Annotated in this window: 23 protein-coding genes and 3 tRNA genes; 7 read left to right on the top strand and 19 right to left on the bottom strand. The window is 46.4% G+C overall.

The annotated features are described in order from the left end of the window. Positions 1-81 precede the first annotated feature (81 nt). Complete coding sequence (dxs, locus tag WC259_RS00460; protein WP_061977618.1) at positions 82-1983, bottom strand: 1-deoxy-D-xylulose-5-phosphate synthase; 1902 nt, start codon at positions 1981-1983, stop codon at positions 82-84. A 163-nt stretch (positions 1984-2146) separates the two neighbouring features. Between dxs and WC259_RS00455 the strand changes: the two genes are divergently transcribed. Further along, positions 2147-2698: a small multi-drug export protein gene (locus tag WC259_RS00455; RefSeq protein ID WP_012984289.1), complete on the top strand. Its 552-nt coding sequence runs from the start codon at positions 2147-2149 to the stop codon at positions 2696-2698. A 39-nt stretch (positions 2699-2737) separates the two neighbouring features. Then, positions 2738-2814, top strand: a tRNA-Arg gene (locus tag WC259_RS00450). 393 nt (positions 2815-3207) lie between these two features. Here the strand turns inward: WC259_RS00450 and hpt are convergent. From hpt to WC259_RS00410, 8 genes are all read right to left on the bottom strand, one after another. Further along, positions 3208-4608 carry a hypoxanthine phosphoribosyltransferase gene (gene hpt / locus WC259_RS00445; RefSeq protein WP_372642752.1) on the bottom strand — a complete coding sequence of 467 codons (1401 nt, stop codon included), beginning with the start codon at positions 4606-4608 and terminating at the stop codon, positions 3208-3210. Positions 4609-4720: 112 nt separating this feature from the next. Beyond that, positions 4721-5080 carry a 50S ribosomal protein L20 gene (rplT, locus tag WC259_RS00440; protein WP_011309236.1) on the bottom strand — a complete coding sequence of 120 codons (360 nt, stop codon included), beginning with the start codon at positions 5078-5080 and terminating at the stop codon, positions 4721-4723. 18 nt (positions 5081-5098) lie between these two features. Next, positions 5099-5302: a 50S ribosomal protein L35 gene (rpmI, locus tag WC259_RS00435; RefSeq protein WP_372642748.1), complete on the bottom strand. Its 204-nt coding sequence runs from the start codon at positions 5300-5302 to the stop codon at positions 5099-5101. Continuing rightward, the gene (gene infC / locus WC259_RS00430) at positions 5295-5834 is read right to left on the bottom strand and encodes a translation initiation factor IF-3 (protein WP_326923831.1); all 540 of its coding nucleotides are present in this window, start codon (positions 5832-5834) and stop codon (positions 5295-5297) included. Before infC ends, rpmI begins: the two co-directional genes overlap by 8 nt. 84 nt (positions 5835-5918) lie before the next feature. Continuing rightward, complete coding sequence (gene thrS / locus WC259_RS00425) at positions 5919-7667, bottom strand: threonine--tRNA ligase (protein ID WP_061977229.1); 1749 nt, start codon at positions 7665-7667, stop codon at positions 5919-5921. A 126-nt stretch (positions 7668-7793) separates the two neighbouring features. Continuing rightward, a complete protein-coding gene (locus WC259_RS00420) occupies positions 7794-10325 on the bottom strand; it encodes a hypothetical protein (RefSeq protein ID WP_015407038.1) in 2532 nt (843 codons plus the stop codon). Between the two features lie 141 nt (positions 10326-10466). Continuing rightward, positions 10467-11873, bottom strand: coding sequence for a hypothetical protein (locus tag WC259_RS00415; RefSeq protein WP_015407039.1), 1407 nt, complete (start codon positions 11871-11873; stop codon positions 10467-10469). A 502-nt stretch (positions 11874-12375) separates the two neighbouring features. Next, positions 12376-12460 (bottom strand) — tRNA-Leu (locus tag WC259_RS00410). 145 nt (positions 12461-12605) lie between these two features. Here WC259_RS00410 and WC259_RS00405 point away from each other — a divergent pair. Both WC259_RS00405 and WC259_RS00400 read left to right on the top strand, forming a co-directional pair. Further along, positions 12606-12926, top strand: a complete 321-nt coding sequence (locus tag WC259_RS00405) for a zinc ribbon domain-containing protein (protein ID WP_226988266.1) — start codon at positions 12606-12608, stop codon at positions 12924-12926. A 10-nt stretch (positions 12927-12936) separates the two neighbouring features. Further along, positions 12937-13599, top strand: coding sequence for a YggS family pyridoxal phosphate-dependent enzyme (locus WC259_RS00400; protein WP_015407040.1), 663 nt, complete (start codon positions 12937-12939; stop codon positions 13597-13599). Here WC259_RS00400 and WC259_RS00395 read toward each other — a convergent pair. Both WC259_RS00395 and def read right to left on the bottom strand, forming a co-directional pair. Beyond that, entirely contained in the window at positions 13596-14255 is a 660-nt protein-coding gene (locus WC259_RS00395) for an MtnX-like HAD-IB family phosphatase (protein ID WP_011309244.1), read from the bottom strand. The genes WC259_RS00400 and WC259_RS00395 overlap by 4 nt on opposite strands. 23 nt (positions 14256-14278) lie before the next feature. After that, positions 14279-14782 (bottom strand): peptide deformylase, encoded by a 504-nt coding sequence (def, locus tag WC259_RS00390; protein WP_011309245.1) that lies wholly within the window; start codon positions 14780-14782, stop codon positions 14279-14281. Between the two features lie 125 nt (positions 14783-14907). On the opposite strand from def, the gene WC259_RS00385 reads away from it, so the two are divergent. Continuing rightward, a tRNA-Pro gene (locus WC259_RS00385) sits at positions 14908-14984 on the top strand. A gap of 83 nt (positions 14985-15067) precedes the next feature. Here WC259_RS00385 and heR read toward each other — a convergent pair. From heR to WC259_RS00370, 3 genes are read right to left on the bottom strand one after another with little or no spacing between them, the layout of a single operon-like run. After that, the gene (gene heR / locus WC259_RS00380) at positions 15068-15871 is read right to left on the bottom strand and encodes a heliorhodopsin HeR (protein ID WP_011309246.1); all 804 of its coding nucleotides are present in this window, start codon (positions 15869-15871) and stop codon (positions 15068-15070) included. A gap of 57 nt (positions 15872-15928) precedes the next feature. Continuing rightward, positions 15929-16330, bottom strand: a complete 402-nt coding sequence (locus tag WC259_RS00375) for a DUF2177 family protein (RefSeq protein WP_011309247.1) — start codon at positions 16328-16330, stop codon at positions 15929-15931. A 9-nt stretch (positions 16331-16339) separates the two neighbouring features. Beyond that, positions 16340-16999, bottom strand: a complete 660-nt coding sequence (locus WC259_RS00370; RefSeq protein ID WP_011309248.1) for a dienelactone hydrolase family protein — start codon at positions 16997-16999, stop codon at positions 16340-16342. Between the two features lie 212 nt (positions 17000-17211). On the opposite strand from WC259_RS00370, the gene WC259_RS00365 reads away from it, so the two are divergent. Then, on the top strand, positions 17212-17376 hold the full coding sequence (locus WC259_RS00365) for a hypothetical protein (RefSeq protein ID WP_011309249.1): 165 nt from the start codon (positions 17212-17214) through the stop codon (positions 17374-17376). A gap of 71 nt (positions 17377-17447) precedes the next feature. On the opposite strand, the gene WC259_RS00360 is transcribed toward WC259_RS00365, so the two are convergent. Then, positions 17448-19574 (bottom strand): sodium-translocating pyrophosphatase, encoded by a 2127-nt coding sequence (locus tag WC259_RS00360; RefSeq protein ID WP_011929022.1) that lies wholly within the window; start codon positions 19572-19574, stop codon positions 17448-17450. A 189-nt stretch (positions 19575-19763) separates the two neighbouring features. On the opposite strand from WC259_RS00360, the gene WC259_RS00355 reads away from it, so the two are divergent. Continuing rightward, positions 19764-19994, top strand: coding sequence for a hypothetical protein (locus tag WC259_RS00355; RefSeq protein ID WP_011309251.1), 231 nt, complete (start codon positions 19764-19766; stop codon positions 19992-19994). A 67-nt stretch (positions 19995-20061) separates the two neighbouring features. Here WC259_RS00355 and WC259_RS00350 read toward each other — a convergent pair whose 3' ends face one another. The 4 genes from WC259_RS00350 to WC259_RS00335 all read right to left on the bottom strand — a co-directional run. Then, positions 20062-20391 (bottom strand): DUF4870 domain-containing protein, encoded by a 330-nt coding sequence (locus tag WC259_RS00350; protein WP_011309252.1) that lies wholly within the window; start codon positions 20389-20391, stop codon positions 20062-20064. A 71-nt stretch (positions 20392-20462) separates the two neighbouring features. Then, positions 20463-21602 carry a site-2 protease family protein gene (locus WC259_RS00345; protein WP_372642739.1) on the bottom strand — a complete coding sequence of 380 codons (1140 nt, stop codon included), beginning with the start codon at positions 21600-21602 and terminating at the stop codon, positions 20463-20465. Between the two features lie 26 nt (positions 21603-21628). Beyond that, on the bottom strand, positions 21629-22429 hold the full coding sequence (greA, locus tag WC259_RS00340; RefSeq protein WP_012984291.1) for a transcription elongation factor GreA: 801 nt from the start codon (positions 22427-22429) through the stop codon (positions 21629-21631). Positions 22430-22459: 30 nt separating this feature from the next. Further along, positions 22460-23157: NAD(P)/FAD-dependent oxidoreductase (locus tag WC259_RS00335; protein WP_372642736.1), on the bottom strand; the 698-nt coding region annotated here is incomplete at its 5' end.

The following is a 23157-nucleotide window of genomic DNA, read 5'->3' as shown; positions in this document are numbered from 1 at the left end:
CTTATTATTCATAACCGACACCAACCTTCCTTAAGATGGTTTCGGGTTATAGCGGTTAATAATTTTCAGTAGTTGGTTTTCCTATGGGCAAATTATTTGAGGGTGTTTCATTTCATTGGGATTGCCTACCAGAGATAATACTCTTTGGGCTATACCTTTTCCGTCTAATCCGTATTTGGCACGAAGCAGGCTTTGGTTACCGTGTTCAACAAATTTATCCGGTATGCCAATATTGGCAATCTTGATTTTATTCACCAATCCGGCTTCAGCAAGGAGAGTGTTTATTCGGCTCCCCAAGCCTCCGGAGATTACGTTTTCCTCAACTGTAACGAGGTACTTATGGCTTTGGGCTATTTTTAAAACAAGTTCGCTGTCCAGTGGGCTGATATAGCGGTTATTTACTAAAGTGGGTTTAATACCGCTTTCGGTCAGTATTTCCAGGGCGTCTTTGGCAAAAGCTACGCTTTTACCGGTGGCTAAAATAGCTACGTCACTGCCATTGACCAGGATTTCATTTTGACCTATTGGTATATTATGTAAACTACTTTCTATTTCAACCCCTTCGCCAAATCCTCTGGGATAGCGAAGAGCAAAAGGTTTACCCGAATTGACAGCGGTATATATCAGATGTTGCAGGTCATTTTCATCAGATGGTGCGGATACAACCATATCAGGTATCAAAGACATGAAGGATAGGTCAAAAATACCCTGATGGGTTTTACCGTCATCTCCTACAATGCCGCCCCTATCAATCGCAAATACTACCGGCAGTTTTTGCAAACAGACGTCATGGATTATCTGGTCAAAACCGCGCTGGAGGAAAGTAGAATAAATAACTACTACGGGTATATAACCCTGGGTAGCCATTCCGGCTGCAAAAGTGACGGCATGCTGTTCGCAAATGCCCACATCAAATACCCTGTCAGGGAAAGCTGCGGCAATTTCACCCAGCCCGCAGCCATCTGTCATGGCGGCAGTTATGGCTACTACCTGCGGGTTTTGGGACATAATTTTATGTAAAGTTTGACCGAATACCTGGCTATAGGAAAGCCCATGACTACTCTTCAACCCGCCGGATTTGGGCGAGATTCCGTGATATTTTACAGCGTCAGCTTCAGCATCATCATAGCCTTTGCCCTTTTTTGTAATCATATGGATAAGTACCGGCTTGGATTCAAAGTCTTTGGCGCGTTTAAGTGCCGCCTCAAGTTCGCGTATATTATGCCCATCCACCGGCCCCAGGTAAATAAAGCCCAATTCTTCCCAGAGACTGCCAGGTAGCATGGATTTTTCAAATTTGCGTTTAATGCTTTTAGTAAAAGCCCAAACAGCTTTGCCGAAAGGCATATTAGTTATGGTTTGCTTGGCATTCCGTTTGGCAAATTCAAAACGCGGATCAAAGCGGACATTATTTAAAAACTTGGATAAAGCCCCGGTAGAAGGAGATATGGCCATGCCGTTGTCATTAAGAATAACTATAAACTTGGTGTGTAAATGTCCGGCATTATTGATAGCCTCAAAAGACATGCCGCCGGAAATGGCTCCGTCTCCGATTACTGAAATAACGCTGTAATCTTCTTTGGCCAAATCACGGGCTACAGCCATGCCCAGTCCGGCTGAGATGGAGGTGCTGGCGTGGCCTGCCCCGAACGGGTCGTGCGGGCTTTCATCACGGCAGGTAAAACCAGATAATCCGCCATGCTGGCGAAGCGTGGCAAATTGTTCGCGGCGGCCGGTTAAAAGCTTGTGGGCATAAGACTGATGGCCCACATCCCAGATTATTTTATCTTTGGGGCTTTCAAAAACGCGATGCAACGCAATCGTAAGCTCAACGACGCCTAAGCTTGAGGCTAAATGTCCCCCGTTTAAAGTCACTCGGTTAACGAGCTCTTCGCGGATTTGGACAGCCAGCTCTCTTAGTTCGTCCAGAGAAAGCTTTTTCAGGTCTGAGGGACTATTTATTGTGTCTAGCAGTTTTGACATTTCCAAGTTGTGCAGAATAGAAATTTCCAATCCTGTATTCAAATTATAGTAACAGTTGTGTTCATACTAGTCAAGCTAGAAAATGTTGACTATCCTAGCAGTATTTGCTAGAGTTTTGGGGACAATAGGCATATAAAATGCCAAAAGAGGTTATAAAAAGGACTTGTCATCAGAATTTTGGCTTGGCTTGGGGTTACCACCGGAGTTGCTGGTTTTCCTGGCAGCAGTTCTGCCTGTTTCTGAGTTACGCGGGGCTTTGCCGCTGGCTATAAATGTGCTTGGTATACCATGGTATTGGGCGTACTTGATTGCACTGGCAGGTAATCTATTGCCAATACCAGTTATATTAGTTTTGCTGGAAAAAGTATTAAACCTGCTTGAGCGTTTCAGTTTTATGCGTGGTTTTACCCGGTGGATTTATGCTTTGGGTCAAAGAAGAAGCACTCCGGTTGAAAAGTATAAACGCATCGGGCTTATGATGTTGGTGGCTGTACCACTGCCCGTTACCGGTGCTTGGACAGGCTCATTGGTGGCAGTAGTACTGGGTCTTAACTACAAAGAGGCTTTGATTTATATCAGTCTGGGGGTGGCTATTGCAGGGGTAATAGTGACCTCTTTGTGTTTGCTGGGCTGGTTCGGAGCTATACTTGCGGGAGGAGTGCTGGGTGGTATCGGGGTTTACCGCATAATACACTCAAAAAACCGACCTCTTTAACTTGACCTTAAAAGCTGTAAAATGGTAGCATTTTGTCGTGTCCCCGTAGCTCAGCTGGATAGAGCAACTGCCTTCTAAGTAGTGGGCCGAGAGTTCGAATCTCTCCGGGGACGCCACTTGGTTTTTCCTCCTGCTGCTATAAAAATATTTCCCCTGTTCCAAGCGTCATATATGTCAAATATTTAATAGATTTGCGAATACTAAACTAATTAAGGGTGTATGAGAGCGCCCTTTTCATTTACACAGGTGTGGATAGTTTTAAATACGGTTGCTGGTGTATCAGCGGGTGTGGCATATTAAAACTGTCCCAAGTGACCGAAGCAATGGCGACGGAAACTGACCCAGATAACCTTAGTAAGTTCTACCAAAATACGGAGCTAGGTAATCTAAAGAGCCCTCTCTGAAGATTGTCCAGGAACTGGGTAGGTAGAAACCGAAAGGGAGCTCCAAGGTTAAAACGTCCCGAATGCATAGGCTACTTGGGGCAACTATTTTATCAGGGTTTAAAATCAGGGGTTCTGTTTTATACCGGGTATGCCTATAAACGGAAGATTCCTGTATTCCTCATGGTAATCCAGCCCATACCCTACCACAAATTCATCCGGCAGTTCAAAACCTACATAGTCAATATTTATGTCAATAAGTCGTCTTACCTTGCGGTCAAGAAGGGTGCAAACCTTGAGGCTGGCAGGATTTTTAGACCTGAGATGGTTTAACAGATAGTTCAGGGTTATGCCTGTATCCACAATGTCTTCAACAAGCAGCACATCTCTGCCAGCTACCTCCAGATCCATGTCCTTGGTGATGCGTACCATAGATGCATTGCTGCCGCTGTAATAGGATATGGTCATGAAATCTATATCCAGCGGAATAGCTATCTGGCGTATTAGGTCTGCCATAAAGCAGATAAATCCCCTTTGCACCCCGATAAGTATGGGGCGGTTATCCGGGTAATCATCAGATATTTGGCGTGCCAAGCTGGCCACTCTCTCGGCGATATCCCCGGCGGTATAAAGCACCCTGTCTATGCCGTGAGCTCTGGTCTGAGCCAATGGGCCGCACCCGTACTTGGATAACAGACGTGCATAATCATTTTTATATAACAGGCTTATTTTTATATCAGGGTAAAGCTCTCTTAGCATTTTGAGTTTATGGTTTTTGGTAGTAACCAGACTTTGCTTCAAAGTGGTCAGCTCTATATACATGTCCAACCCCGGCAGATAAAAATCAGGGGTAAACATTTCAGTAACCAGTTCACCTTCCCAATCCAGCGGGAAAGAACGGGGTTCATATATCCACTCTATATTATAGAAATCCAGTAAACGGGCAAATTCAGTCTCGCTCTGGTGGGCAAAGGTGATATTTTGGGCGGTTTTCAGGTTTGAAGCTGGCATTGAGGCAGTGTTATCCACAGGTGCTGTGGTTGTCGGCAATGTACAAAAAGCCAAAGAGATTATACGTGCCATATTTTCAGCAAAAGTTATATCCTGCTGGCTGAATTCGTAAAAATCTTTGCAGTAAAACCTTATACTGCCGATAACTTTTTCCCGATAAATAATAGGACTACCCAAGATAGAAGAAAATCCGGCTTTTAAAGCCATCTGCGGGAACTGGATACGGTGGTCATTTTGGACATCGGTTATGGCTGTAGTTTGAATGTTTACCGTTTCTCCTATGCTGTCTGCGGCTGAAAGAACGCCTTTGTGGATATAAAACTGGGGCAGACCGAAGGAGATATTGTGGGAAAGTTTTTGTCCTGCCGTATCTATAAGCAGTAGTGATACGGCACAATGACTGGCCCGTGCCGCCAGACGGATAATCCCTTCCAGCTTTGCCTTAAGTTCAGCCGGGGTGTTTAGACTTTGGATTGACCGGCTAACGGCTTTGTAAAAAGCCCGCTCTTTGTTCAAGGCACACTCCCTTAATGCAATTGTAAAATGGCAGATGGGGTATGTCAATTTAATAAATGGAAAAACCGCTGTTTTTCGACAGCGGTCAATTATCCATTTGGGTGGTTTAGGCTTAGTTAGCTTTAGCAGCAGCGGCTTTGGCAGCCACAGCGGCGAAAGCAACAGTGTCTGATATGGCCATATCGGCTAAAACTTTACGGTTTATATCAATACCGGCAACCTTAAGCCCTGATATAAGCTCACCATAAGTAAGCCCTTCAGCCCTGGCAGCCGCATTGATACGGGTAATCCAAAGCCTGCGCATATCACCTTTGCGTGCTCGTCTGTGGGCAAAAGCATAGCTCATGGCATGAACCATGGACTCATGTGCCCGCTTGAACAGCGAATGTCTGGTTGAAGCGTGGCCCTTTGTTAAGGCCAGTACCTTCTTATGTCTTTTATGTGTGGCTAAGCCACCTTTAATACGTGCCAATGTAATACCCCTCCCTAGTTAGCTTACACCATACGGAATTAATTTCTGAATACGAGCCCTGTCCACTCCGGCTACCTGAGACATTTCGTCAAACTGACGGAGTACTCTGGCTGATTTATTACGGCGCAGGTGGCTTTTCATGCCCTTGCTGCGCATAATTTTGCCGGTACCGGTTACATGAAAGCGCTTTGCAGCGGTCTTTCTGGGTTTCATTTTAGGCATTCGCGGTTTCCTGTCCTTCCTTTACCTTAGACACTTTGATAGCTGCCTTAGGCAAAAGTGTTAAATGCATTCTGGATCCGAGTAACGAAGGTTGTCCTTCTATAGTTGCAATATCAGTTAACGAATCAGCCATTTTCTTAAGTAACCTCAGCCCCAGTTCAGCGTGGGTTATTTCCCGTCCCCGGAACATAACAGTTAGCTTTACTTTATCTCCGCTTTCAAGTTGTTTGCGGGCGGATCGGGCTTTAGCATCAAAATCATGCTCACCAATTTTGGGACGCACACGTATCTCTTTTAACAGGGATACCTTCTGCGTTCTCTTAGCCTCACGGTCCTTCTTGGTTTGTTCAAAGCGGTATTTACCGTAATCCATCAAACGGCACACGGGGGGTACCGCTGTAGGAGCAACTTCAACCAAATCAAGATTGATTTTCCTGGCCTGTTCCCGGGCCTGTAAAATTGGCAAAATTCCTAACTGTTCACCTTTGTCACCTACAAGGCGACATTCCCGGGCAGTTATTTGATTATTGATGCGAAGTTCCTTAAATATTCCTGGCTACCTCCTTAACGGACAAGTGTCTATTCTGGCAAAATATACCATAGTTCAGCTAGGTAATCAAATCTCAGTTGACTTGGTTTTTATTTTAGCAAGGAGCATAGATTTAAACTCTGCAAATGGCATTACCTGTTGGCTGCCGGTGCGGGTTCTTACGGCTACACTTTGGGTTTCAATCTCTTTGTCTCCAACTACCAGCATATATGGTATCTTGGCAAGCTGGGCCTGACGGATTTTCTGGTTCATGGTCTCAGAGCGGCTGTCTACCTCTACCCTTACTTCTTCTTCCCTCAGTTCGCAAGCCAGCTTTTCGGCAAATTCGGTATGGCGATCTGCAATTGGTATTACCATAACCTGCTTTGGTGATAACCATGCAGGGAAAGCCCCGCCATATTGTTCAGTCAAACAGGACATGAACCGTTCCATACTGCCTAGTACTGTGCGGTGCACCATGGCAACCGGTTGGTCTTTGCCATCTTCGCCTACTACGCTTACATCAAAACGTTCGGGTAGCTGGAAATCCACCTGAATAGTTGGGCCTTGCCATGCACGTCCTAGTGCATCTTCAAACTTTATGTCAATCTTTGGGCCATAGAAGACACCCTCTCCGGGGTCTACCTGATAAGGAATCTGGTTGGCTTCCAGCGCTTTTGCCAAAATATCAGTGGCATATTCCCATTTATCCAGCTCGCCTACGTATTTTTCGGGGCGGGTGGAAAGCATAACCTTGTATTTGGTAAAACCAAATGTATCAATCATGAATTTAGCCAGATCCAGCACTTTTACAACTTCTTTTTCCAGTTGATCATACAAACAGAAAATATGGGCATCATCCTGAGTAAATCCGCGTACTCTTGAAAGTCCGTGCAGCACACCGGAACGTTCATAGCGGTAAACAGTACCCAGTTCAGCCATGCGGATAGGCAGTTCTTTATATGAGCGGGTGCGGTTTTTGAACATGAGTATATGATAAACGCAGTTCATCGGTTTAAGTACATACTCTTCGCCGTCAATATCCATCGGGCTGTACATATTCTCACGGTAAAAACCCCAGTGGCCGCTTGTCTTCCAGAGGTCTACTTTGGCTATATGGGGTGTATAGACCAGGTCATAACCCCGTTTCAGGTGTTCTTTCTTCCAGAACTCTTCAATGAGATGGCGCACTATGGCACCGTTTGGCAGCCAGTTTACCAAACCTCCACCTATCTCCTGGTGAAGTGAAAACAGTTCCAGTTCTTTGCCCAATTTGCGGTGGTCGCGTTTAGCGGCTTCTTCAAGCATATTCAAATATTCGGCCAGAGAGGCCTTGTCCAGAAAGGCTGCCCCGTATATACGCTGCAACATGGGGCGTTTTTCGTCACCTCTCCAATATGCACCGGCAATAGACAAAAGCTTAAAGGCCTTGACCTTGCTGGTGTAGTTGACGTGAGGCCCGCGGCAAAGGTCGCAAAAATTACCCTGTCGGTAAATACTTACGGTCTCATCAGTTATATCATTTAGCAGTTCCAGTTTATACGGCTGGTTGGCAAAGAGTTTTCGGGCTTCGTCCTTGGACATTTCTTCACGTCTGAAAGGGAGATTAGATTTAACCAGCTGGTTCATTCGGGTTTCTATTTCCGGCAGGTCTTCGGGAGTGAGGGTGCGTGGCAGGTCAAAATCATAGTAGAAACCGGTATCAATAGCCGGCCCTATGCCAAGCTTGGCCTCAGGAAACATGGACAAGACCGCTTCAGCCATAATATGGGCGGCGGAGTGACGCATGATTTCAAGGTCGCTTATGGGTTTTGATTCGTCTATTTGGTTGGCCATAAGATTCACCTCTAATCTAAATAAAAGCCTCTCACCCACCGTTTCCGGTTAATGAGAGGCTTTTTTCTCTCTGGGTTAGCTTTTGTAACTAATTATACATGGGCTAAGCTAAATTAGGCAATATTATTAGATAAGTGCGCCAAATGCGGTAGCCAGGAGTACGGCTGCAAAAACTATACTTAAGTTTATGATAACCAAGATTGAAATCCACTCCCAGCTGGTAAGGCGTTTGATAACGGCCTTGACCAAAGCTTCTTGGGCTTTGCTCATAGCTTCTTCGGCAGCCAGTTTGGCCGCATTGGCAATGCTTTCTGCTTTGGCACCGGCATCTTCAGCTGCACGGCGGGCTTTTTCAACCTCGGCGGCGGCTTTCATCTGGGCATCACGCATCATAGCTTCTGCCTGAGAGCGGGATATTTTGGCAAAGTCTTCGGCTGAACGTTTGGCATCAATACCCACCTGTTCAGCTCTGTTTATAAGGTCCTGAATAATACTCATTGAAGCATGGATAGCGGCATCCCCTGCTTCATCAGCCAAAGTAGCCTTTTTGCGGGTTTCCTCAGCTACCTTAAACCCTGACTTGGCGGATTCCTTAGCAGCATATCCGGCATCCTCAGCCCGTTTGGCAATGTCACCGCTGACTCTGGTTGCGGCTTCAAGGGCTTCATCTCCGGCCATCTCAGCCAGGGAAGCTTTGCGGGCAGTTTCTTCGGCCAGTTGAAGGGCAGCAGTAGCCGCCATTTTAGCCTTGCGGCCGGCTTCGTCTGCCTTACGGGCACTGTTAGCATCTTTCCGTGTATTGGCTTCAGTAGTTGCCGTATTGGCAGCAGCAGTTGCCTCAGTAGCATTATTTCCAGCCTTATTAGCGGCCAGAATGGTTTTATCAAGCTCTGCCTTTGCAGTCAAAGCTATCTGGCTGGCCCGGATAGCAGATGCCTCAGCAGCTTTTTTATTGGCCAAAGCAGTTTCTTTGGCAGTGAGAGCTACTTCGTCTGCCCGGTTGGTAGCTTCTTCAGCTGCCAGTTTGGCGGCTTTGGCGGTATCTTCAGCCTTATAGGCAGCTTCTTCTGCCCTCGAAGCAGCAGCGGCGGCAGCAGCAGCGGCGGCGGCAGAAGCCTGTTCAGCTCTGCGGGTAGCTTCCTCTGCGGCTAGTTGAGCTTTCTTGGCGGCATCTTCAGCGGCTTTGGTGGCAGCCTTTACAGCATCATCAACAGCTAGTTTGGCAGCTGCTATAGCTTCTTCAGCCTTTTTAGTAGCAGCGGCAGCGGCAGCTTCAGCTCTTTTAGCTGCTTCGTTGGCAGCATTTGTGGCATTGGCAGCAGCCAGTTTGGCGGCTTCGCCAGCAATTTTAACGGCCTCATCGGCTTTTTGTGTAGCAGCCAAAGCAGCCGCTTCGGCCCGTTTGGCTGCCAGATCAGCAGCTTTTATGGCATCTTCAGCCTTTTGAGTGGAAAGCAGGCTGGCATTCTCGGCTTTTTTAGATGCCTCAGCAGCAGCAGCTTCAGCTTTTCGGGCGGCATCTTCAGCTACCAAAATAGCTTTTTCAGCCGAAGACTTGGCAGCGGCAACCGCCGCTTCAGATTTCATAGCCGCAGACATAGCAGCTTCACTGGCTGAAGCTATAGCCTCAGCGGCAGCTTTTTTTGAAGCCAAAAGGGCTTCCTCTGCTTTTAAGGTGGCGGCTTTGGCCGCAGCTTCGGCTCTAAATGCAGCATCATTGGCTGCTTTTATAGCTTGTTCGGCTGCAGATTTCGCAATAGCACTGGCTTCCTCTGCTTTTTTAGCAGCAGCCATAGCGGCGGCAGTAGCCATAGCGGCAGCTTCTTTGGCAGCCAGACTGGCGGCTTCGGCCCTTTTAGCTGCTTCACTGGCAGATTTGGTAGCATTTTCAGCTGCATTGGTAGCAGCTAAACTAGCCGCTTCGGCTTTACGAGCAGCTTCTTCAGCTTTTAACACTGCTTCACGAGAAGCATTAGTAGCATCTTCAGCGGTTTTTCTGGCTAAGGCAGAAGCCTGTTCGGCTCTATGGGCAGCGTCTTCAGCAGCGTTGGTCGCCAGTTCAGAAGCCTGAATAGCCGCAATCGTGGCATCTTGGGCTTCGCGAATGGCTTTTTCAGCTGCCTGACGGGCATTTTCACCGGCATCTTCAGCCCTTTGGGCGGCGGATTCAGCCACAAGTATGGCATTATCTGCTGCATCACGGGCGGCTTGACTGGCGGCCTCTGCACGTCTAGCAGCTTCTTCCGCTACTCTTTTAAAATCATCAGCAGCCTTAGCTGCCCCTCTTTCAGCATCTTCAGCTTTACGGGAAGCTAATTCTGCGGCTTTCAGGGCTTCATTGGCAGCGTTAGTAGCTAATTTAGCAGTTTTTTCAGCAGCAGCAGCAGCTTCAGCAGCGGCTCTGGTAGCGGTTTCAGCTGCTTTTTCACCTGCCAAACGGGCATCTTCTGCTCGTTTTTCAGCTAAATTGGCAGCATGGGTAGCACTTTCAGCAGCTTTGCCGGCAGTGACAGCCGCTTCTTGTGCCCGGCGGGCGGCTTCGGCAGCCGCACGTATATTAGCATCCATTTCATCAAGGATCTGGGGTAAGGGCTTAGTTAAAATCTTGGGTTGGGCAACAGGCTCATTATTTGAAGAAATATTTTTCTTTCCTTCCATTTTTTAGATTCCTCTCACCATTATTAACCAAAAAACCTAAAGCCTCCCAGCCGAGTTAAACGGTTGAGAGGCTTTTGTATCAGGTTTGACCACCACGAAGTGATTATATCACCCGTAATAGACCATCAACAAGATATATTATTAAATCAAGGCGCCAAGAGCAGTAGCAATAAGTACTGCTGCGAATACTATACTAAGGTTAATTACTACCAGAATTACAATCCATTCCCAGCTGGTAAGGCGTTTGATGACGGCTTTGACCAGAGCCTCCTCGGCCTTGGCAAGTGCCTCTTCAGCAGCTCTACGCGCACTTTGGGCAACTTCTTCGGCTGTCTGCCTGACCCGTGATACCTCTGCTACGGCTCTATCTGCAGCAGCTCTGGCGGTAGTTTCAGCGCCGGTGGCCCGTTCAGCAGCAGCTTTGGCGGTAGCTTCAGCACCGGTGGCTCGCTCAGCGGCAGATTTGGCGGTGCTTTCAGCCCGGCTAGCTAGCTCTTGCAAGATGGACATAGCAGTCCGGATAGCATCATCGCCGGCTTTGTCTGCAGATACAGCTTGCTGAGCCATGTTTTCGGCAATTTTAAAACCATTGGCAGCAGATTCTTTGGCCATTCGGCCAGCTTCATCAACTGCTGTTGCCAATTTGCCGCTAACCTTGGTGGCAGCTTCAATGGCTTCATCTCCGGCCACATCGGCCATTTCAGCCTTGTGGGACAATTGTTCAGATAAGTGTAAAGCAGATATCGCCATTTCCTTGGCTTTGCGCCCGGCATCATCAGCGGTTTTACCTGCTTCGGTAGTTAGTTTGATAGTGGCATCTTTGCCGGCAGATTTGGCGGCAGCTATAGCGGCTGCAACTTCAACACTGTTTTTTTCAGCCTGTTTAATAAGCCTCTCAAGGGCTTCTTTGGCGGCTTTTGCAATTTCTTCAGCCCTGATTGCAGCTTGTTCAGCGGCTCTTTGGGCAGCTAAGGCAGCTTCTTTTGAGGAACGGGCAACTTCATCAGCTTTAGCAGTTGCTTCCTCAGCAGCATATATGGCGGCTCTAGCCGTTTCTTCGGCACGCATGGCGGCTTCTTCAGCCCGTCTGGCGGCTTCTTCGGCAGATAAACTAGCTTGAGCAGCTGCCTCAGCGGCAGAGGCTCTAGCTTTTTCGCTGGCTTCTTCAGCCGCTTTCTTGAAAGTTTCAGCTGCTTTTACTGCGGCCCTATCAGCTTCTACTGAACGTAAAATAGCTTCCTGAGCTTTTGCAGTAGCTTCGGCAGCTTTAGCAACTGCTTCGGCAGCAGCTTTTTTGGCTACCGCTGCAGCGTTTTCGCCTGCAAGCCGGGCATCTTCAGCCCGTTTTTCCGCCACCTCAGCGGCACGCATAGAAGTACCGGCAGATGCACTTGCTTGTTTGGCTGCTTCCTCTGCACGTCTGGCAGCTTCCGCGGCAGCGCGGATATTGGCTTCCATTTCGTCCAGAATGATAGGCAGAGGCTTGGTCATAATCTTGGGACCGGGTTGGTCTACATGCTGACCCAGAGCGGGGCTTTTATTCTCCATTTCATCCTCTTTCCTTGGCCGGCTAGTAGTACCAATGCCACAAATAGCCGTTGCCAAAAACTATATATAGCTCTGACAATTAAAACGCACTATTAAACAAGCAAGTACTTATATATCACTCACGTGTAGTCTAATCTATGCTCAAGGCAGAGTCAATACGAAATCATGAGTGATCAAGAATAAATTCTATTATGTAAAGAAGTCTTAATGGGTTACATTGTAGAAATTTTAGTAGAAATGGGTAAATATATCTGTGCTAAATTACCCGAAGAAAAAATACTGCTTAGTAACATATAGATAATGCTGCCAAATTGGATTGGCAATATTTTATATAATTTGTAAACCTTCGTTTCTGTGGATGTGAAGAACGCCTGCTGATATAGTACTTGAAGGTAATCAATTGTTGTCCTAGAAGACCTTTTGCCGGGTGATCAATAATATACTGGCATAGCGAAAGATAATTGGGGGTTATGTTGAGCTATGATTTCAGGTTTGAATTTAGTGGTGGGGAAGCGGGGACTCGAACCCCGACGCCTTTCGACACATGATCCTAAGTCATGCCCGTCTGCCAATTCCGGCACTCCCCCACTTTGAAAGTACATATTAACATTTTGTGATGTGCCTCTCAAGCTAAAGACAGATAATCAGTTTGACAAGCGGGCCTTTCCATTATAACATCACTCTATGATTGTTCTGTTTGGAAACAAAGCTTACTTTGATATTTTAGGATATATGGTCACTACCTGTCCGGGATGCAAGACCACCTCCGTAATGACTGTCGAGCAGCAACGCAAAAAACTTACGGTTTATTTTATTCCCACCTTTGATTTTTCCCGTAAGCAATACATGTATTGCGGCCATTGCCATGAGCGGTTTGAAATTGATAAAAGTCTCCAATCCACGGTGAAAGCTCGCCTGCTTAGCAAAAAACAGATGGAAAAACTGATGGTGGAACTGGAGATGGAAAAACCCCGGTACGAATGTGCAAATTGCGAATCAAGAATAGAAGCCGGTATGAAGTTCTGTCCTCAATGCGGAAATAATTTGGGTTGACGGTGAATGCATGTACGAAAATATTGCCCAAAACGTAAGAGATATTCTGGCGGAGCTACCGCCTGACGTAGTGCTTGTGGCAGCTGTCAAAAAACGCCAACCGGCTGAAATATTAGCTGCTATAGCCGCTGGGGTAAAAATTATCGGGCATAACTATCTCTCCGAGGCTGAAGAAACCTATCCTTTTATCGGTGATAAGGCCGAGTGGCACTTTATCGGAAAACTCCAATCAAATAAATGCAAAAAGATAGCCCGACTGTTCTCAGTTGTGGAAACAGTGGATAGCTTTGAAATAGCATCTGAGCTAAATCGCAGAGCCGCCGAAATTGATAAAGTTATGTCGGTTTTTATAGAAATAAACAGCGGCAGGGAAAAACAGAAATCAGGGGTATTGCCTGAAGAAACTGTAGAACTGGCAAAGCGGATATCCGGCTTGTCTAATCTTAAACTGGCCGGTTTGATGACTATGGGGCCGGCACTGGAAGATCCTGAGGAACTCCGCACCATATTCCGTCTTACCAAGATAAAATTTGACGAAATAGCTGTTATGGGTTTGCCGAACACCGAGCTTAAGTTTCTTTCCATGGGCATGTCAGTCTCTTACAAAGTGGCCGTTCAGGAAGGGACCAATCTGGTTAGGTTGGGCACGCGTATCTTTGGCAACCGCCCCTAGCGGGGTATTGTTTTCAGACGGGATACAACGTCATGCAGGTCTTGAAACGGATAACAGGGTAAATTGCTCTGTTTAAAGCGGTCTAGAAGCATATCCGTAGCAAAAGTATATTCACAAAGTTTGGCGGGTGGGAAATCCGAAGGGCCGTTGCCTGCATAAATGACCTGATAGTTCTGTGAGATAAAATGATTGGTATAGCTTTCCTTAAAACCATTCTCCACCATTTTGCCGTCGGGGCCGTAATAGCGGGCATCCAGCCCGTTACTGGTGAAAAGTGTACGGGCAGCGTTTATCTCAATATCCTTAAATCCCAGTTCTTCCAACATGGTATGAATATAAAAGTCTAATCCATTGCTTACCACCGAAAAGCGGATATTTTCCTGGCGGCAGTAATTGATAAGTTCATATATGCCTTTCTTGGGTACGGCATTCTTGCGGATAAATTCAACCAGTGTTTCCCTGTCTTCCTTTACCAGTGCAAAAGCCCTGTAGTTAAAATCACCCACACTTATTTTGCCTTGTTGATACTCGCGTAAAATGGCACACCAATCACCTTGAGCATATTTCTCAAGTATTAAAAAGCTTACATCCCCTTCGGTAAGGGTGCCGTCAAAATCACTCTGAAACATTAGTTTCGGGTTATGAGAAAAAGGCATATATAACAGTCCTATTCGTTTGGCTATTCACGGATTTCTTCGGGCATTTCATCATCCGGCCCTATCTCGTGCAATTGGTCTTCACTCTCAAGGTGGTCTATATAAAGGATACCGTCCAGATGTTCGGTTTCATGTTCCAGCAGCTGGGCTACAATACCGGTTCCTTTTATACGGCAGGCCTTGCCATGTCGGTCAAGACCTTTGGCAGTTACTGTTTCGGCTCTGGTAAGTTCACCAAAATAACCCGGAATGGAGAGACAACCTTCGGTAACCTGTCTCTGACCTTCTTTTTTGACAATCTCCGGGTTGATAAGCACGGTGGCTTCTTTGGTATCTGGTTCACGGAAAACCACTAACCTTAAAGATACGCCTACTTGAGGGGCGGCTAACCCCGCTCCGTCAGCGCTATTCATAGTTTCTATCATGTCATCAATGAGAGTTTGGATAGAACCATCAATAGAAGGCACTTTTTTGGCTTTTTTCCTTAAAACTGGCTCAGGCAACTCACAGATGCGGCGGATAGCCATGAAACATTTCTCCGTTTACGAATTAGTTTATAAAATTACACTATAACTATAACATATTTAGCTTTACCGGACAAAAATTCAGACTTGCTCAAAGTTAATCTCTGTGCTACCATATCTTGCACAGTCGGGGTGTAGCGCAGCCTGGTAGCGCACCTGAATGGGGTTCAGGTGGTCGGAGGTTCAAATCCTCTCACCCCGACCATTTTCTCTAAACTAAAGCCCTCTTTCAAAAGAGGGCTTTTTTATTAGGTAAATAATTAATCTTATGTAGCTATATGATTTAGCTTAAGAACCACCCGCCAGTGCTCCGCCAAATACCTGCCAGGCAAGAGCTGTCTTGGCTGTAAGGCTCAGGAATATATAAACCCTCTCACCGAATAGATAATCCCGCCACTTGCCTACTTTTTTGTACTGCAGCCACATATTTAAAGCGAAGCTGAAGAAGAAAATGAACAGAGTAGGCAAAATGAAGTAAACAAAGGTTGGAATATTATCGCTGGCTTGTGATATTGCTCCGAAGAAATAAATACTGATAGCTACCCATGGCATAAATCCGGCAAAACACCCGAAAGTATAAGAAAGCCAGTTGGTTTTGGGAGTAGTCTGGTTGTGAAGCTCCATCATCAGCCCGAACAGGTTCATGGCGGCATTTGCCCCGAAAATAGCAATCAAAGTAGCCACGTCATATATGCCGCTAAGCATGGCAATCAGGACAATCATAATGGAGGAACTCAAGGCATATTCATACCAGCGGGCGTAGTTAATGCCTTTGCTAAGGTTTGTCTTGTACCATTCAAATACGCCCGGTGAAGACAGCAGGAAGTGGGCTATGGCCGAAAGCAACAGGAATATAGCTACCATAGGGCCTATGGGCAGGTCAAATAGCATTTCCGGTGGTTTAAAAGTAATGCCGCCGGGGCCGCCGCCAATAAAGTTGGTAGTGACCGGGAGCGAAAAATTGTTGCTAAGGAACAGAATAAGTATTGACTGGGCCAAATGGAAACTACCCATAACGAGGTTGTAAACCCGCAGTTTCTTAAAGGTTTGCAACTGGTTTGATTCAGACTGTTTAGCTTTCTTGTTAGCCATGTTGCCTCCTATTACCCTTTCTTTGTTGGCAGAAAAACAGGCAAACTCCTAGAAAGGTTACAGACTATACAAAATACCGCCTGTTAAACCGGCGGCAGCACCCAAAAAAGTCCCCCAGCCTATATCTACCAGAGCCATTTTCAGGCTGAAGCTATTAAGGGTGGAATAATTAGTCAAGTCGTGAATGCCATAAGTAATAAACCCGAAAAGGCCGCCATACGCCAGAGCAGCAAAAATATTATCTTCCGCTAAAGGCAGTGCCATGGCTACGATACCCAAACTGATAAGCAGATAAACCAGTATGGCCGAAGGCCAGTCAGGTGACATCCCTCCTCCGCTCCAGCGGGCAATAGGAGAAAGTTCGGTTACATAAAATTTTTTGGCAATCAATCCAATCCAGATAAGATCCAGAACAAAGACAAGCACCAACACTATCAAGTAGACCAGTAGACCGCTCATCTTTCCTCCTTAAACTTGCTTTTCCATGTATTCTATAAACCAGCCACCTGCCAGTTCGGCTACTTTTTCCAGTGCACCCGGTTCTTCAAAGAGGTGACCGGCTCCCGGTAATATGCAGAGATGGTTGGGGGCGCGCATTTGCTTTTGAGACTGGGTATTCAGCTTTAATACCTGAGAGTCATTTTCGCCAACTATAAATAAAGTGGGAGATTCCACCATGGGCAGCAGTTCTCTGGCAAGGTCAGGCCTTCCCCCCCTTGAGACAACGGCTTTAATTTGTCTGGGCAGTAATGCGGATGCATAAAGTGCAACTGCGGCCCCGGTGCTTGCCCCGAAATAACCTAACGGCAGGTCTTGGGTTTCTTCTCTGGCCTTCAGCATTTCGGTTACTTTTATAACCCTGTCTGCCAGAAAACGGAAATTGTAGCGGGTATTGGCAATAAGGATATCCACCATATCCTCTTTGGGTGTCAACAAATCAAATAGAAAGGTAGCCAGCCCGTAGCTGTTTAATTGATGAGCAACCTGACGGTTACGCGGACTCTGGTGGTTAGAACCTGAACCATGTACAAATATCACCAGCCCTATCGGTTCTGGTGGTATAGCCAAATCACCGGGCAAATTGGTAGTGCCTATCACAACATTTATGGTTTTTTCGTATATCTGCATAAAAATTCCTAGCTATAGTATAGGATATTACTGTGCCAAAGTCATTATAAATAAAGCAAAGTTGTTAATTTTTATTTAAAAATAGGTGTTTTCCCATAGGTCAAATAAGTACTAATACGCATTATCTTTGATGGTCAACTATTGTAACCTTCTAACACATACAGACTCTCTACCCCACTGTGTTTGAGTCAATTAAAGTGGAGGAGGCCGCCATGAAAGTTACAATAAACGCCTGCCCCAAATGTAAAAAGGAAAGGGTCATTCGGATAGAGGACGAAAATAACCTCTATGAATATCGGGAAAAATATGTGCATCAGGACTGCACTAAGTGTGTAGCAAAAGAAATGGAATCTAAAGCAGTGGGTGCTTCAGCCTGACCGTTAATATGTTATAAAATCAAAGCCCCCGGTCTTGCAACCGGAGGCTTTGATTTTAACTAACTATTTTACTAGATAAAGAGAGGTGCCAATACCAGAGTAATGGTGGAGAGCAACTTTATCAGTACGTGGATTGACGGTCCGGCAGTATCCTTGAAGGGGTCACCTACTGTATCACCTACCACGGTTGCGGCGTGGGTGACTGTATGTTTAAGAACAGGACTGCCATCTTTTTCCAGCATTTCGCCGGTCTCAATGTACTTTTTGGCATTGTCCCAAGCACCGCCTGAGTTATTCAGATATGCAGCCATCATAATGCCGCCTATGGTGCCAACCATCAGGAATCCGGCAATGGCCATAGCTGAATCATAGCCAGTCAGTTTCAGGAAAACACCCAGCACTATGGGAGAAAGTACGGGTAGCAGGCCGGGGAAAATCATTTCGCGCAGACCGGCGGCAGCGGTGATATCCACTGCACGGGCATAATCCGGGCGTGAAGTCCCCGCCAGAATACCGGGGTCAGCTTTGAACTGACGGCGTACTTCTTCAATAATCTTGGAAGCAGTTCTGCCTACAGCCTTGATGGCTACAGCAGAGAAGAAGAATACCAAAGCAACAGCCAGCAAACCACCTACGAATACTTCTATACGTGAAAGGTCGACTGCCATCATCTCTGTTTCACCGCGAAGGAAGGCAACCCGCTCCAGATAGGCTTCAAAGAGCAGGAAGGCGGCCAGACCGGCAGAGGCCAAAGCATAACCTTTGGTCAGAGCCTTGGTGGTATTACCAACGGCATCCAGACGGTCAGTAATTTTTCTTACCTTGCCGCCTACTCCGGCCATTTCAATAACACCGTTTGCGTTATCGGTAATGGGGCCGAAGGTATCCATGGCCAGAATGAAGGGGCAGGTCATAAGCATACCCATGGTAGCAGCGGCAGTACCAAATACTGCGCCACCTGCGATACCGGTTTGTCCGCCCATCCAGTAAGAAAGAAGCAGAGCGGCACCAATAGTAATAGCGGTGGGCATGGCGGTCTCAAGACCGACAGCCGTACCGGAAACGATATTGGTAGCAGCACCGGTGCGTGAAGCGTTAGCAATTTCTTGTACCGGTTTGTATCGGAATTCAGTGTAGTACTGGGTTATGAAAACCATGGCTACACTGGTCAGGATACCGATAACGCCTGCGCCAAACAGCCACAGGTCACCACCAATGGTTTGGTTAGCTATAAAGATACCGATTATAGATAAACCTACGGCAGTAAAATAGCCGCGGTTGAGGGCATTCATGGGGCTTTCGTTATCTTTACCGCGTACAAACATAATACCCACTATTGAGGCCAAGATGCCGAAGGCACGGACAACCAACGGGAAGAGTACCCATGCGGCGTTTCCGGTAGCCAGATACAGGGTAATACCCAATATCATAGCACCTATATTTTCGGCGGCAGTAGATTCAAATAAATCAGCACCGCGGCCGGCGCAGTCACCTACATTATCGCCCACCAAGTCTGCGATAACTGCGGCATTGCGGGGGTCGTCTTCGGGGATACCGGCTTCAACTTTACCAACCAGGTCAGCACCCATGTCAGCGGCCTTGGTATAAATACCTCCACCCAGCTGGGCAAACAGGGCTACAAAGCTGGCACCGAAACCAAAACCGATGATAAGATGGGGAGTTACTTCGGGGTTTCCGCCGTACATGTAGTAGATGCCGGCAACACCCAGTAAACTTAAGGCTACAATAAGGAAACCGGAAACAGCGCCACCTCTGATAGCTACAGTAACAGCTTCAGAGAGGCCACCTTTTGCGGCGGCGGCAGCACATCTAAGGTTTGATTTCACCGAGATGTACATACCGATAACGCCGGAGATACCAGAGCACAGAGCACCTGCCAGGAAGGCAAGGGCAGTTCGCCATGCAATACCGATTCCGGTTATGCCATAGGCTTCCAACCCGCGTTCGCCACCTAGCAAACCAACCACTGCACCCACAGCTACCGCAGCCACAACGGCCAGAATAGCAATGGTGCGATATTGTCGCCGCAAGAAGGCAACAGCGCCTTCAAGAATACGGCCGGCAATATCCTGCATAGCCGGGGTACCGGAATCACGACGCATAACATCGCGAATCAGGTAGAGGGCAAATAGCACGGCAATCAGCCCTGCTGTCCACACCAACCAGGAAAGATCCACAGTCTTCTCCTTTTCTTTTTTTGATCTTCTATTTTTAAACGCCGTAAGTATAAGTTATAAGTGCATTTTCGTCAAACATGCAGACACCATGTAAGTAAGTGGCATATACGTATAGGCACATTAAGGCTGGATGTTGTTTTGCAAAGCCGGTTATATTCTGATATAAATACCCTCTAGGAGATAGGGTGTATGGGTATTGCCAGTTTTGTAATAGGGCTTTTTAGTCTGGTCAGTATGGGAGTGGGCTTAATTCCTCTGCTGGGGACGATTAATTTTTTCAATTTATTCTTTGCACTTATCGGTTTGGGATTAGGGGTAGGCGGTATGCTGCGTTCTCCCCGTCACCGCCTTAGTCTGACAGGGATTGTACTGTGCGGACTATCTTTGGTGCTGGGTTTTGTAAAATATATTCTGGGTTAATAAAAAATCTGTCTAATATAAAAAAGCCAGACTTCGCGTCTGGCTTAATGTTATCCCCGGGTTTAGGTTATTTGTTTGCCCAGCGTTCGGCAATATCACCCGCAATGGGCAGTTTGTATTTAAGCCCCTGTGAAGCCTTTACTATCAGGACTATCCACAGTATAAATGAGAGTACGCTTATTGCCCAGCTGATAAATACGCCAAGCACAGGTATTATGTTAAGAACCAGACAGATTATCTGCAGAGAACCGAAAACCACCAGTGACTGATACGCATGGAAGCGGACAAATTTATTGTCTTTCTCAAGGATAAGGAAAATGATAGCGGAAACCCAGGCGAGTACGTAACACAGTAATCCGGCAACATTTTCTTGCAAACCGGTAGAGGTTTTGGTCATTAATATCTCCTTTGATGATGTAATTTAAGACTATATTATTTTAATTCACCCGTCAATACATTTGTTATATTTTAATGTTTGGAATTCAGCTGTCCTGTTTCTATTTCCTGCCGCATCTGAAGGTATTCTATCAGATTGGTGCGGGAAATCAGTCCTATCAGTTTACCTTCAGACAAGACTGGCAACTGGTTGATATCTTCGGATTGCAGCAAGTTCAGTACATTACCAAGGTGTTCTTCAGGACCTACCGTCCGCAGTTTTTCAAAAGGGGTCATCGCTTGCCGTACAGATGTTTGATTGAGTTGGTTTGTTGGTATTTTTTTAATATCACTCAGGCTTATCAGGCCGGCTAGTTTTCCGTTTTCAAATACTGGTAGTGCTCTCTGGTTAAGGGGCAATATATATTCATGCAGTGCCTGATAAAGTGTGTTGTCAGGTTCAATGGTTTTAAATTCCCGTTTCATCACCCTGCTTACATTTACTTCTCGGAGTATTTCGGAGATAACCGTCTGCTGGAATGACCCTTGGGCAGCGGAAGCCAGAAACCAGCCGATAAGCGCCAGCCAGAGGCCGCTTATGCCTATACCAAGGAAAGCAGCGGCAATCCCCCCAAATATAAGCAGATAGGCGAAGCCCAGTCCCACCCCGGCAGAAATTCTGGTTGCCCGTCTGATGTCATTTGAGGCATTCCAGATAATAGCTCTGAGTACCCGCCCGCCATCCAGAGGGAAACCGGGGATAAGGTTAAAAATAGCCAGCATGGCATTTATCTGAGCCAGATATAAAAATACTCCGGCCAAAGTGGCATTTTGTGAGGAAAAGACTATCTGGAATACCCAGAATACCAGTGCCAGTACAATGCTGACTGCCGGGCCGGAGATAGCCATACGGAATTCGGCTGCAGGATTATCCGGTTCTTTTGTGAGGTTTGAAACCCCGCCGAAAATGAAAAGGTCTATGCTTTTAACGGGTATTCCCTGGCGTATGGCTATAAAAGAGTGCCCCAGTTCGTGGGCTAAAACCGAGCCGAAAAGGAGCAGGCTACTTAGAATACCCAGTGTCCAGCCGGTAAAGGGGCTTATATTTTCATCTATTGAAGGGTAATAAGCCACAGACAGAGACCAGCTGAGCAGGGCGAAGATAATAAACCATGAGGCATGAATGCCTATTTCTATGTCCAGAATTCGTCCAAGCTTGAAAGAGGATTTCATGGTCTCCCTCCAGTAACTGTAAGGAGTTATTTAAAGCTTATATCTTCTATTACGTATTGTAAAGTACCGGAAGGGACTTCTATTTCTATATTGTCTCCCTTGCTTCGGTTGAAGAGAGCTTTGCCAATGGGTGATGAGGCTGATATTCTGCCCTTCAAGGGTTCTATTTCTTTAGGGCTTACCAAAGTATAAATGCACTGTTCCCCGTTTTTCAGGTCACGGAGTTTTACAGTGTTGCCCATATTCACTTTTGAGGTGTTGTTATCGGTATATTCGCTGACTTCGGCATGTTTCAGCTCATGTTCTATTTCTTTTATGCGTCCTTCTATTTGGCCGCGTTGTTCCTTGGCGGCATGGTAAGGGGCATTTTCACGCATATCCTTATCCAGGGCAGCCAGTCGCATTTCTTCGATAACTGCAATCCGTTTTACCTTCAAGATACCCAGTTCGTCTTCCAGTTTTTTGTAACCACTGGCGGTCATGGGTATCTTTTCAACCGCATTCTGGCTTGTGCGGGTGGCGGATTTACGCGAAGCCAGTTTTTTTATCTTGATGTGTGAAGAAAGGTTGTAATCTACCCAACCCTGTTCATTCAGGTACGTAAGAAAAGCCCGTATTGACTGGAGTTTGACAGATACTTCTTTGTCGGAAGATGATATGCATTCAGGGTAGCGGGATACCTCAATGGCAGTCATGCGGCAGACAAGCTTGTCTTTTCCGCACCAACGGGTAAAATGAACCAGCGAATTCTGATGGATTTTCTTGTTACTGTTATCGTTAAGGTATTGATTTAATGCTTCGTCAAGGTTAATGCCGCTGTTTTGCATAAAAATTCTGATTGACTCCGATTTTCTTTTTTAACTGCGAACAAGGTCAAACGGATTCTTTAGCAAGTGGCCAAATGCTTTGCCATGCCAGTCAAATCCCAGGTGACTCTTTGCAGCCATCTTCTCAATCATACCACTTGTAGCACATTTTTTAAAAATTTGTTCAAGCAGCCGGTCATCAATCCCCGCGTATGCCCTGCTGAGAAGTCTGCCAATGTATAGCTCAGACCCGATAAGGGATTTCCAGTTTTTTTCATATTCAGCCAGATTGGCTTTGGAAAGTTTATTGGTTTTTATATTTTTGTCCAAACAGGACACAGCCAAATCAGCACACAGCAAACCAAAATATATTCCCCCTCCGGTAGTCGGTTTTAACTGGCCGGCAAAATCACCTACTGCCAGTACTCTGTCCCCAAAGCTGGCAGAAAGATTGCCTATAGGAACCGGTCGGCAGACATAGTTAATATGCTTAGCGGTTATCAACCCTTGCTCGTATAAAGTATTATGTAAAGCGCTCCAGCATTCAAATGGATTTTTGCGGGTAAGCAGTCCCATTTTGGCGGTGCAGTCATTTATGGGGCTAAGCCAACCGAAATATCCCTGAGATATGGCTTTGCCGGTAAAAAGTGACAAATTGGACGGAATAGAAGTATCAACTTCGGCCTGAAGTCCGTAAGCGAAGTTATTTATTTCCCCCAGTCCGGTTGCCCGGCAGATCGGAAGAGCGG

Source organism: Dehalococcoides sp. (assembly GCF_041654235.1).
Taxonomy (GTDB): domain Bacteria; phylum Chloroflexota; class Dehalococcoidia; order Dehalococcoidales; family Dehalococcoidaceae; genus Dehalococcoides; species Dehalococcoides mccartyi_B.
The sequence above is the reverse complement of the archived record's forward strand: the minus strand, read 5'-3'. Positions and strand labels throughout refer to the sequence as shown.